10 protein-coding genes (1 of these 10 running past the window's edge) are annotated in these 11695 nt (G+C 68.9%); 5 read left to right on the top strand and 5 right to left on the bottom strand.

Annotated features, from left to right (window positions below):
- A protein-coding gene (locus CAP40_RS16680; RefSeq protein WP_256924298.1) for a lipopolysaccharide biosynthesis protein crosses the window boundary here: on the top strand, nucleotides 1–452 show its end. 1027 nt of this gene lie to the left of the window's left edge; the window shows 452 of its 1479 coding nt (coding positions 1028–1479); its start codon lies off the left edge, out of view; it ends in the stop codon at nucleotides 450–452.
- A 150-nt stretch (nucleotides 453–602) separates the two neighbouring features.
- On the opposite strand, the gene CAP40_RS16675 is transcribed toward CAP40_RS16680, so the two are convergent.
- A complete protein-coding gene (locus CAP40_RS16675; protein ID WP_086130667.1) occupies nucleotides 603–1031 on the bottom strand; it encodes a CBS domain-containing protein in 429 nt (142 codons plus the stop codon).
- Nucleotides 1032–1096: 65 nt separating this feature from the next.
- Between CAP40_RS16675 and CAP40_RS16670 the strand changes: the two genes are divergently transcribed.
- Nucleotides 1097–1396 carry a hypothetical protein gene (locus tag CAP40_RS16670; protein WP_086130666.1) on the top strand — a complete coding sequence of 100 codons (300 nt, stop codon included), beginning with the start codon at nucleotides 1097–1099 and terminating at the stop codon, nucleotides 1394–1396.
- A gap of 56 nt (nucleotides 1397–1452) precedes the next feature.
- On the opposite strand, the gene CAP40_RS16665 is transcribed toward CAP40_RS16670, so the two are convergent.
- The 4 genes from CAP40_RS16665 to hisS all read right to left on the bottom strand — a co-directional run bounded on the left by CAP40_RS16665 (nucleotide 1453) and on the right by hisS (nucleotide 5573).
- Nucleotides 1453–2175 (bottom strand): DUF4167 domain-containing protein, encoded by a 723-nt coding sequence (locus tag CAP40_RS16665; protein ID WP_086130665.1) that lies wholly within the window; start codon nucleotides 2173–2175, stop codon nucleotides 1453–1455.
- A 266-nt stretch (nucleotides 2176–2441) separates the two neighbouring features.
- On the bottom strand, nucleotides 2442–3272 hold the full coding sequence (gene prmC / locus CAP40_RS16660) for a peptide chain release factor N(5)-glutamine methyltransferase (RefSeq protein ID WP_086130664.1): 831 nt from the start codon (nucleotides 3270–3272) through the stop codon (nucleotides 2442–2444).
- Entirely contained in the window at nucleotides 3265–4335 is a 1071-nt protein-coding gene (gene prfA / locus CAP40_RS16655; RefSeq protein ID WP_086130663.1) for a peptide chain release factor 1, read from the bottom strand. The genes prmC and prfA overlap by 8 nt, the downstream gene beginning before the upstream one ends.
- Nucleotides 4332–5573, bottom strand: a complete 1242-nt coding sequence (gene hisS / locus CAP40_RS16650; protein WP_086130813.1) for a histidine--tRNA ligase — start codon at nucleotides 5571–5573, stop codon at nucleotides 4332–4334. The genes prfA and hisS overlap by 4 nt, the downstream gene beginning before the upstream one ends.
- Before the next feature lie 263 nt (nucleotides 5574–5836).
- Here hisS and CAP40_RS16645 point away from each other — a divergent pair, with 263 nt between their 5' ends.
- From CAP40_RS16645 to CAP40_RS16635, 3 genes are read left to right on the top strand one after another with little or no spacing between them, the layout of a single operon-like run.
- Nucleotides 5837–7039, top strand: coding sequence for an efflux RND transporter periplasmic adaptor subunit (locus CAP40_RS16645; protein ID WP_373384952.1), 1203 nt, complete (start codon nucleotides 5837–5839; stop codon nucleotides 7037–7039).
- A 6-nt stretch (nucleotides 7040–7045) separates the two neighbouring features.
- On the top strand, nucleotides 7046–10243 hold the full coding sequence (locus CAP40_RS16640) for an efflux RND transporter permease subunit (RefSeq protein WP_086130662.1): 3198 nt from the start codon (nucleotides 7046–7048) through the stop codon (nucleotides 10241–10243).
- Nucleotides 10240–11673, top strand: a complete 1434-nt coding sequence (locus tag CAP40_RS16635) for an efflux transporter outer membrane subunit (protein ID WP_086130661.1) — start codon at nucleotides 10240–10242, stop codon at nucleotides 11671–11673. The genes CAP40_RS16640 and CAP40_RS16635 overlap by 4 nt, the downstream gene beginning before the upstream one ends.
- Nucleotides 11674–11695: the final 22 nt, after the last annotated feature.

Below are 11695 nucleotides of genomic sequence, written 5' to 3'. Positions count from 1 at the left end.
TCGCCATGCCGATGATGACGCTGCAGGTGCTCTATGCCCCGGCCAGCGACGCCTGTGGCCGGCCGGGAATCAGCGCCCAGAATTCGGCCACCGGCGCGCTCTGCCTGCCGATCGCATTCCTGATCGGCGTGCATTGGGGGCTGATGGGCCTCGTCGCCGCCTGGTTCGCGGCCTATCCCGTCTATCTCGCGGTCTCGACCTGGCGAACGCTGCCGGTGATCGGCGTGAAGCTGAGCGCGCTGATCGAGGCGATCGCGCCGCCGGTGCTCGCCGCCGGCGCCATGGCGCTGCTCGTCACCGGGCTAGATACGCTGCTGCTGCCGCTGCCCGCGCTCCCGCGTCTCGCGCTGCTCGCGAGCGCTGGCGGCTTGCTATATGGCGGGCTGCTGTTCCTGTTCGCCCGCCCGGTCCTGATCGAATCGATCAACCTGATCCGCAATCGCCACGGGTGAGCCGCGCCGCCCCGGGGAGGGCCCGGGCAAGCCCCTGCGGCCAGCCTCGTCATCCCGCGAAGGCGGGGGATCACGGTCGGGAACGCGGGGTGACGCTTGAGAAAGCGGCGATGGCGGTGGAGAAGCAGGCGTTCGCCAGCCCGCGAAGGATCACACCGCCTGGATATAGGCGCGCATCGCATCGGCTTCCGATTCGATCCGCTCGATCCGGTACTTCACCAGGTCGCCGATCGAGACGAGGCCGATACAGGTATCGCCCTCGACCACCGGCAGATGGCGGATGCGCCGCCGCGTCATCAGCGCCAGCGCGGCGAGCACGCTCTCGCCGGGCGAGACAGTGATCGCCGGGGCGGTCATCACATCGCCCACCTTGCGCGCAAGCGCCGCGGCGCCCTCGCGCTCGAGGCAGTAGATCACGTCACGCTCGGAAAATATGCCGGCCACCGCGCCGCCGGACATCACGGGCACGGCGCCGATCCGCTTCCCGGCGAGCAGCGCGACCGCATCGGCAACCGTCCGGTCGCCATCGATCGAGACCACTTCGTGCCCCTTGCCGCCCAGGATCGCCGCGATCGTCATCGCTTTCACTCCGCATTCGGGTCCAGGCGGTTGAGTCTCCCACACATCGCCCCCAATTGCAAAAGATGGACGCGCCGCACGGCCTGGACGATCCCGAATATGCCGCCTTTGCCTGGGGGCGCTATCGCCGCATCCTGGGCTGGATGGCGATGGCCGCGGCGGCCGCCGCGATCCTCGCGATCCTGGTCCTGTGGCACTGGCTGGGCTGGCTCAACCTGACCGTGATCCTCGCCACCACGCTCGGCATATTCTTCACGATCCTGCTCGGCGCCATGCTGATGGGCCTGATGTTCCTGAGCTCCGGCACCGGCCATGACGCGCAGGTGGAGGATCGGCTGAAGGGCGAAATGGAAATCGGCGACTGAGCCCGGGCCCAGCCGCCGATCCTTTGTCCTGATTCCCGGATCGCGAACCGCGCGGTTCAGGCGGTCGCTTCCGCATCCTCGGCGCGAGTGCGGCGGCGGCGCGGCTTCTTCGCCGGCTCCTCCGCTTCCGCGGCCGGCGCCGCGTCGATCACGCCGAGCGCGGGCGGCAGCACCGCGGCGTCGATCGCATGGCTTTCCTCGGGCTGCGCTTCCTCGCGGCGGGGGCGCCGGGCGCGGCGCGGCGCCTGCTCCTCGCGCGGGGCGCGCTGCTCTTCGGCGGCCGCCTCGAAGCCCTCGGCCTCGACGGCATGGCCATAGCCATTGCCATTGGCGCGGCCGTTGCGGTCCTCACGATCGCGGCGGGGCTGGCGCTCCTGGCGCTCCTCGCGCTCGCGGCGCGGCTGCTGGGCACGCTGCTCCTGCTGCTCGTCCGCTTCGTCGGCGCGATTGCCATCGGCCTCGACGTCGAAATCCTCGTCGTCGCCGTCGAAATCGTCACGCTGGCGGCGCTGCTGGTTCTGCTCCTCGAAGCGCGAGCGGCTCTCGCTCAGCACGCGGAAATAATGATCCGCGAACTGGAGATAATATTCGGTGTTGACCCGATCGCCCTGCATCTGGGCATCGCGCGCCAGATTCTTGTACTTCTCGAGCAGCTGGGCGGCGTTGCCGCGCGCACGGTTGTCGATGCGGTTCCCGTTACCCTGGCCGGGGTTGCCACCCTGGCGCTGCTGCTGCCCGCCACGACCACGACGGCGGCCGGCCTGACGATTGTTCATCAAGGTCTGTATGTCCTGTCTTGTTTACGCTGTCCGTCGGTCCAATTCCTGGGTCCCGGATGCAGTTTACAAATGCGCGCCAACGCCTCGGGAGGCGCGAGTCGCCTGCCATGGCCACCGGACTGCAGCGGCTATCATGACCTGAATCGGGGCTGTGCTTTTCACGGCCCAAGTTTCAACGGCTTGGTTGAAAGTGCCCTACCCCGTCGCTGTCTTAGCCGGTGCAGCACCAATGTCCAAGCAGAAATATGTGTCGTTTTAGCGTCTTTTCAAGTCAGCAGCAGCGCGCGCGGCCGCTCTCCCAGATCCTTGTACAGCGTCACGGCGAAACCGCCATTCCGGGCAATCGCGGATACCGGCTCGGCCTGGGTCCAGCCGATCTCCAGCACCGCGCCGCCGCCGGGGGCAAGCAGGCGGCGGAGGTCGGGAATGATCCGGCGATAATCGTCGAGCCCGTCCGCGCCCGCGAATAGCGCCGAGCCGGGCTCATGGAGGCGGACCTGCTCGGGCAGGCCCTCCTGCGTCCCGATATAGGGCGGGTTGGCCAGGATCAGGTCGAACCGCGCCTCGATTCCCCGGCCCCAGTCGCCGTGCTGGAAGCCGGCGCGCGCCGCCATCCCCAATGCCGCGGCGTTGCGCCGGGCATAATCGAGCGCGACATTCGAAGCGTCCACGCCCAGCCCCTGCGCCTCGGGCCATTCGGCGAGCGCGGCGAGCAGCAGCGTGCCCGGGCCGGTGCCGAGATCGAGGATGCGCGCCGGCGCCCGCGCGCCGAAATATTCGATCGCCGCCTCGATCAGCGTCTCGCTGTCGGGGCGCGGGATCAGCACGCCGGGGCCGACCGCCAGCTCGATCGTCCAGAAGGCGCGGCGGCCGGTGATATACGCCACCGGCTCATGCGCCAGCCGCCGCGCGACCAGCGCTTCGAGATCCTCGGGCACGGGATCGCCGAGGTGGCGCAGGATCATCGCCTCGCGCGACACGCCCAGGGCATGCGCCACCAGCAGCTCGGCATCGAGCCGGGGGGAATCGGAGACGGGCTCGAGGCGCTTCGTCGTATCGATCAGCGCGCCGCCGACTCCCTCCGGGGAGCTACCCATCCAGCTGCGCCAGCCGGTCCGCCTCGTCCTGGGCGACGAGCGCGCCGATCAGTTCGTCCAGCTCGCCTTCCATCACTTCGGGCAGGCGGTGGAGCGTCAGGTTGATGCGATGATCGGTCACGCGCCCCTGGGGGAAATTATAGGTCCGGATGCGCTCCGAGCGATCGCCCGAGCCGACCATCGATTGCCGCGCACCCGCCCGCGCCGAGGCAAGCCGGTCGCGCTCGGCCTCGTACAGGCGGGTGCGCAGCACCTTCATCGCCTTGGCCTTGTTCTTGATCTGCGAGCGCTCGTCCTGCTGGATCACGATCGTGCCGGTCGGCAAGTGGGTGATGCGCACCGCCGAATCGGTGGTGTTCACGCCCTGCCCGCCCGGGCCCGACGCCCGGTAGATGTCGATGCGCAGGTCCTTGTCGTCGATCCGGATATCGGCCTCTTCGGCTTCCGGAAGCACCGCCACCGTTGCCGCCGACGTGTGGATGCGCCCGCCCGCCTCGGTGGCCGGCACGCGCTGCACCCGGTGCACGCCGCTCTCGAACTTCAGCTTGGCGAACACGCCGGTGCCGGTGACGCTGAGCACCACTTCCTTGAACCCGCCGAATTCCGATTCGGACGAGGAGATCAGCTCGATCTTCCAGCCCATCCGGTCGGCATAGCGCTGGTACATGCGCAGCAGGTCGCCGGCGAACAGCGCGGCTTCGTCGCCGCCCACGCCGGCGCGGATCTCGAGCATCGCCGGGCGCGCATCGGCCGCATCCTTGGGCAGCAGCGAGAGGGCCAGCCCGCGCTCGGCATCGGCCAGCGCTGCCTCATTGGCGCGGAGCTCCTCCGCCGCCATCGCGCGCAGTTCCTCGTCGGGCTCCTGCGCCATCAGCGCGAGCGATTCGGCCTCGGTGCGCAACCGCCGGACCTCGCCCGCGGCGAGCGCCACCGGCTCGATCTCGGCATATTCCTTGGAGACGGCGACGAACCTGTCGCCCGACAGGTCGCCAGTCGCCATCTGCGCCTGCAACTCGTCGCGCCGCGCCTCGATCGCGGCGATGCGGTCGGCGGGGATCTTCATCGGGCGACGCCCGAAACCAGCGTCGCGACCGCATCGGCGTCCACCGCATCGCCATCGATCACCCGCTGCGCGATCGATAGCTCGCCATCGCGCTGCTGGAACGAGACCGTCATCGCCGGGTTCGCCTTCATCGCGCGGTCATAGCGCTTCTTGGGGCTGCCGCTCGCGAACAGCTCGGCGCTGAAGCCGGCATTGCGCAGCCCCGCCAGCAGGCCGATCGCGGCTGCCTCGCTGCCCGCTGCCTCGACGACGACAGCAACCTGCATACGCTCCGCCGCCGGCTCGGCGATCAGCATTCCCAGCCGCTCGACGCCCGCCGCCCAGCCCACGCCCGGCGTCTCGGGGCCGCCGAGATTGCCGACCAGCCCGTCATAGCGGCCGCCGGCCAGCACGGTGCCCTGCGCGCCCAGCCGGTCGGTGACGAACTCGAAGGCGGTGTGGCGATAATAATCGAGCCCGCGGACGAGGCGGCTGTTGCGCGTCCATGGCACGCCGGCCGCGTCGAGCCCGTCGGTGACGGCCTTGAAGAAGGTCGCGGCTTCCTCGGTCAGATAGGCATCGATGTCCGGCGCGCCGTCGGCGATCGGGCGGTCCTGCGGATCCTTCGAATCGAGGATGCGCATCGGGTTCTTCTCGAGCCGGACGAGGCTGTCCTCGCTCAGCTGGTCCCGGTGCGCCTCGAAATGCGCGACCAGCGCGGTGCGCCATGCCTCGCGCGTCTCCGCGTCGCCCAGCGTGTTGAGCTGGAGCGTCACGCCCTCGATGCCCAGTTCGCGCAGCAGCTGGTCGGCAAGGACGAGCAACTCGACATCGGCAGCCGGCTCGGCGGCACCCAGTATCTCTGCGTCGAGCTGGTGGAACTGGCGGAAGCGGCCCTTTTGCGGGCGCTCGTAGCGGAACACCGGGCCGCTGGTGACGAGCTTGAGCGGCGCATATTGCTGCCAGCCCTCGGTGACATAGGCGCGGCAGATGCCGGCGGTGAATTCGGGGCGCAGCGTGATCAGGTCGCCGCCCTTGTCCTCGAAGGTGTACATCTCCTTCGAGACGACGTCGCTGGTCTCGCCCATCGAGCGGGCGAACACGCCCGTCGCTTCGAACACCGGGATGTCGACGCGCTGGAAGCAATAGAGCTTGCGGACATGGTCGAAGGTTTCGAGGACGCGGGCGAACCTGCGCTGATCCTCGCCGAAAATGTCCTGGGTGCCCCGGATGCGGTTGGGCGTTTCAATGCGTGCCATATTGGCGCGCGCCAATAGGCCGGTTCCGCCCGGGCCGCAACGCGGGAGATTGCAGGGCCGCCATAACCGCAGGGAACCTTGCCATAACCGGGCAATTGTTGCGCCATGTATCCAATCGTGGAAACGTGCCGTCTGCCGGAGGGGTGTTTCGCGTTTCCGGCACATTTCTTGTGTTGCACCTGCACAAGGCGCTGCCCAAGAGCATTCGTTACAAGAACCGCGCCCGAGTCGGCGCCCTGATCCGGGTTGAAGAATTGCACCGAATCACCCCTGGCGGCGCGTGCCGACCTTCCTTTGCCCTGCTCGCCACCGCGCTGCTCCTCGCATCCTGCGGGAGTGGCGGCCAGACCGCGCAGAAAAAGGGCGCCGGCGGCCCGCCCCAGGTGGGTTTCGTGGTGGTCCAGCCGGGCCAGGTGCCGGTGGTCGCGGAACTGACCGGGCGCGTGAACCCCTATCAGGTTTCCGAGATCCGGCCGCAGGTGGCCGGGATCGTGCGCAAGCGCCTCTTCACCGAGGGCACGATCGTCCGCCAGGGGCAGACGCTCTACCAGATCGATCCCAGCCTCTATTCCGCCAGCGTCGCCGAGGCGGCGGCCAATCTGCAGAACGCCCAGGCCAATGCCGAGGCGACGCGGATCCGGGCGGATCGCTACAAGCCGCTCGCCGAGGCCGAAGCGGTGTCGAAGCAGGACTATACCGATGCGGCGGCCGCCGCCCGCCAGGCGAACGCGCAGGTCGCCCAGACCGGCGCGCAGCTGCGCACCGCGCGGATCAACCTGCACTTCACGCGCGTCCCCGCGCCGATCACCGGCCGCATCGGCCGCTCGCTGGTCACCGAAGGCGCGCTGGTGACGAGCAACCAGGCCGATCCGCTCGCCGTGATCCAGCGGCTCGACCCGATCTTCGTCGACATCCAGCAATCGAGCGGCGAGCTGCTCGCGCTGCGCCGCGCGCTCGCGCAGCAGGGCGTGACGCCGGGCAGCGCCGGCGTGCGCCTCAAGCTCGAGGACGGCAGCGAATATGGCACCACCGGCACGGTCGAATTCTCCGAAGTGATGGTCGACCAGAACACCGGCACCGTCACGCTGCGGGCGCGCTTCGCCAATCCCGAGGGGATCCTGCTGCCGGGCATGTTCGTCCGCGCGGTCTTCACCCAGGCGATCGACACGCGCGCCTTCCTGGTGCCGCAACAGGCCGTGTCGCGCGACGCCAGGGGCGCCGCCCAGCTCTGGGTGGTCGGGCCCGACAACAAGGCGGTGCGCCGCGACGTGACCGCCGAGCGCACCCAGGGTGCGTACTGGGTCATCACCCAGGGGCTCAACCCCGGCGACAAGGTGATCACCCAGGGCATCGCCAATCTGAAGCCCAATGCCGATATCCGCCCGGTCCCGGCCGACACGCCGCAGAAGATCGAGCCGCCCCGCAAGGACCAGGGCGCCGGCGCATCCAAGTCGAAGGGCGGCTGAGCACCCATGTCGCGCATCTTCATCGATCGCCCGATCTTTGCCTGGGTGATCGCGATCATCACCATGCTGATGGGCTTGGGCGCGGTCTTCTCGCTGCCGATCGCGCAATATCCCGACATCGCGCCGCCCCAGGTCAACATCCGCGCCACCTATCCCGGCGCCTCGGCCGAGACGGTGCAGAACTCGGTGACTCAGATCATCGAGCAGAACCTGACCGGCATCGACGGCCTGCTCTATTTCAGCTCGTCTTCCACCTCGCGCGGGCAGGTGACGATCAGCGCCACCTTCGACAAGGGCACCGATCCCGACATCGCCCAGGTCCAGGTGCAGAACCAGGTTCAGGCCGCGCTGTCCCGCTTGCCCAACCAGGTGCAGCAGCAGGGCGTGCGCGTCACCAAGTCCAACCCGGACACGCTGCTGCTCGTCGGCGTCTATGACGAGACCGACAAGCGCACCAATCGCGACGTGTCCGACTGGCTCTCGTCCAACCTGCAGGACACGCTGTCGCGCCTGCCGGGCGTGGGCGACGTCAACGTGTTCGGCTCGCCCTATGCGATGCGCATCTGGCTCAACCCGTCGGCGCTCGCCAGCTACGGCCTGATGCCGAGCGACGTGGTGAACGCGATCACCAGCCAGAACACCGAGGTCGCCGCCGGCGAGATCGGCGGCCAGCCGATGCCGCCCGGCCAGATGCTGAACGCGACGGTGACCGCCCAGTCGCGGCTCCAGACGCCGGAGCAGTTCGCCAAGATCATCCTGAAGACCCAGACCAACGGCGCGCACGTGCTGCTGAAGGACGTGGCGCGGATCGAGCTGGGCGCGGAGAACTACAACGCCGTCAGCCGCGTCAACGGCCATCCCGGCTCGGGCATCGCGATCAGCACCGCGCCCGGTGCCGACGCGCTGAAGACGGCGGACCTGATCAAGGCGACGGTGGCGGAAGCGGCCAAGGACTTCCCCCAGGGCTTCAACTACGCCTATGCCAACGACACCACCGAGTTCATCAAGCTCTCGATCGAGGAAGTGGTGAAGACGCTGGTCGAGGCGATCGCCCTCGTCGTCATCGTGATGTTCGTGTTCCTGCAGAGCTGGCGCGCGACCCTGGTGCCGATGATCGCGGTGCCGGTGGTGCTGCTCGGCACCTTCGCGGTGTTCTACGCGCTCGGCTATTCGATCAACACGCTAACGTTGTTCGGGCTTGTGCTGGTGATCGGCCTGCTCGTCGACGACGCGATCGTCGTGGTCGAGAATGTCGAGCGCCTGATGGAGGAGGATCCCGACCTCACTCCGCGCGAGGCGACGATCAAGTCGATGGACCAGATCCAGATCGCGCTGGTGGCGATCGCGCTGGTGCTGTCCGCCGTGTTCCTGCCGATGGCGTTCTTCGGCGGATCGACCGGCGTGATCTACCGGCAATTCTCGGTCACCATCGTCTCGGCGATGGTCCTGTCGGTGCTGGTCGCGCTGATCCTCAGCCCGGCACTGACCGCCACGGTGCTGAAGCGCAAGCAGGACATGCCCGCGCCCGGCAGCGGCTGGTTCTCGCGCCGCGTGCCCTTTCTCGGCCGCTGGACCCGCACCGGCATGGAGAAGTTCAATCACGGCTTCGAGTGGACGGTCGAGCGCTACACCCGCACCATCACCTATGTCGTCGATCGCAAGTGGATCTTCCTGCTGATCTACCTGCTGGCCTGCGCGGTGCTGGTGCTGATGTTCTATCGCCTGCCCACCGGCTTCCTGCCGACCGAGGACCAGGGCGCCGCCAGCGTGCAGTTCCGCCTGCCCGCCGGCGCGACCCAGGCCCGCACCCAGGAGGTCCAGCTCGCGATCGAGAAATATCTGCGCGAGCAGGAGGGCAGGAACGTCCGCACCATCTTCACCGTCACCGGCGGCGGCGGCGGAGGCGGCGCCAGCGGCCAGAATACCGGCCAGGGCTTCGTCAACTTCGTCTCGTGGGACGATCGCCCGGGCAAGGCGAACGGCGCCGACGCCATCGTCCAGCGCGCGGCGACCGCCTTCCGCAACTTCCGCGACGCCCAGGTCTTCGCGCTGGTGCCGCCCGCGATCCGCGGCCTCGGCCAGTCGAACGGCTTCACGCTCGAACTGCAGAATGCCAGCGGCATGCCGCGCACCGACTTCGTCGCCGCGCGCGACAAGCTGCTCGCCGCGGCCAATGCCGATCCCGATCTCCAGGCCGTGCGCCTGTCGGACCTGCCGGACGTCTCGACGCTCAACATCCAGATCGACCAGGAGAAGCTGGCGGCGCTAGGTCTCACCCAGGCAGACGTCAACAACACCCTGTCGACCGCCTGGGGCGGCCGCTACGTCAACGACTTCATCGACCGCGGCCGCGTGAAGCGCGTCTATGTCCAGGGCGACGCGCCCTATCGCGCCGATCCGCAGAATCTCGGCGACTGGTTCGTGCGCGGCGCCGACGGCAAGATGACGCCCTTCTCCTCCTTCGCGACGATCAGCTGGGCGACCGCGCCCACCACCGTCTCGCGCTTCCAGGGCATCTCCTCCTTCGAGTTCCAGGGCCAGCCGGCCCCGGGCAAGAGCTCGGGCGACGCGATGAAGCGCATGGAGGAACTCGCGGCGCAGATCCCGGGCACCAGCATCGCCTGGGCCGGACTTTCCTATCAGGAGCGGCTGGCCGGCGGGCAGGCGCCGCTGCTGTACGGCGTCTCGCTGCTCATCGTGTTCCTGTGCCTGGCCGCACTGTACGAGAGCTGGTCGATCCCGGTCGCCGCGATGCTGGTGGTGCCGCTCGGCCTGATCGGCGCGGTGTTCGCGGTGACGCTGCGCGGCCTCCAGAACGACGTCTATCTGCAGATCGGCCTGCTCACCACCATGGGCCTGGCGGTGAAGAACGCCATCCTGATGATCGAGTTCGCCGAGCGTGCCGAGAAGGAAGGCAAGCGCGTGATCGAAGCCGCGATCGAAGCAGCGCGCATCCGCTTCCGCCCCATCGTGATGACCAGCCTGGCCTTCATCTTCGGCGTGCTGCCGCTGGCGATCTCCACCGGCGCGGGCGCGAACAGCCGCATCGCGATCGGCACCGCGGTGATCGGCGGCATGCTCACCGCGCTGATCCTGGCCATCTTCTACATCCCGCTGTTCTTCGTGCTCGTCCGCCGCGGCGTGCGCGATGCGCTCAAGGCGCTGCGCGAACGGCGGGCCCGCAAGCGGGAGGCGCAGGCATGAAGCGCGCGGTTCTGACCCTGCTCCTCGGCACGGCGCTCGCCGGCTGCTCGATGGCGCCGAAATATGCCCGGCCCGAAGCCCCGGTGCCGCCCGGCTGGCCGGCGGGCGATGCCTATCTGAAGGCAAATGAAACGGCGCTGCCCAGCGTCACCTGGCAGGACATCTTCAAGGATCCGCGCCTCCAGAAGCTGATCGAGCAGGCGCTGGCCAATAATCGCGACCTGCGCATCGCCGCCGCCAACATCGCCGCGGCGCGCGCGCAATATCGCATCCAGCGCGCCGACCGGTTCCCCGAGCTCGATGCCGGCGCGGGGGCCACCGTTTCGCACGGCAGCAGCACCGGCGCCGTCACCACCGGCGGCACGCGCACCAATTTCTCGGGCAATGTCAGCATACCCGCCTTCGAGCTCGATCTGTTCGGCCGCGTCGCCTCGCTCACGCGGGCCGAGCAGGACCGCTGGTTCGCGACCGAGGCGGCGGCACGCGCCACCCGGCTGACGCTGATCGGCGACATCGCCGCCGCCTGGCTCAACCATGCGGCGGACGCCAGCCTGCTCGCGATCGCCGAGAGCACCGCGGCCAATGCCGAGCGCGCGGTGGCGCTCACCGATCGGCGCCTGAAGGGCGGTATCGCGCCGCGCACCGACCTTGCCCAGGCGCAGCAGATCCTGGCCACCGCCCAGTCCGACGTGGCGGCGCAGAAGACCGCGCTGGCGCAGGACGTCAACGCGCTCCGGCTGCTGGTCGGCGCCGAGACCGATGCCGCGCTGCTTTCCTCCACGATCGAGGAAGCCGCCCCCACCGTCGCCGAGCTGCCCGCCGGCGTCGATTCGGGCGTGTTGCTCCGCCGTCCCGACGTGGTGCAGGCCGAATATACGCTGCGCGCCGCCAATGCCGAGATCGGCGCCGCCCGCGCCGCGCTCTTCCCGCGCATCTCGCTGACCGGCCTGCTCGGCTTCGCGAGCAACGCGCTGACCGGGCTTTTCTCGGGCAACGGCTTCAACTGGTCGGGCGGGGCGAGCGCCAGCTATCCGATCTTCAACGCCGGCGCCGGCCGCGCGGGCGTGGAGCGGAGCGAGGCGCAGCGCGACGCAGCGCTCGCCAGCTACGAAAAGGCCATCCAGACCGCCTTTCGCGAAGTCGCCGACGCCCTGGCGCGGCGCGGCACCATCGCCGACCAGCTGAAGGCGGACACGGCCAACATGGCCGCGGCCCAGGACAATTATCGCCTCGCCGACACGCGCTATCGCGGCGGGATCGACAATTTCCTGGCCAGCCTGGTCGCGCAGCGCTCCTATTATTCCGCCCAGCGCGGACTGGTGAACACCCGGCTCGTCGAGGCGACCAACCTGGTGACGCTCTACCGCACGCTCGGCGGCGATTCGCTGCTGACGATGACGCCCGCGGGGCCACGGGCGGCCGCGCCCTAGCGTCATCTGGCTCACCCTTCCA

Origin of the sequence: Sphingomonas sp. IBVSS2 (assembly GCF_002127225.1) — a bacterium.
Taxonomy (GTDB): Bacteria; Pseudomonadota; Alphaproteobacteria; order Sphingomonadales; family Sphingomonadaceae; genus Sphingomonas.
The sequence above is the reverse complement of the archived record's forward strand: the minus strand, read 5'-3'. Positions and strand labels throughout refer to the sequence as shown.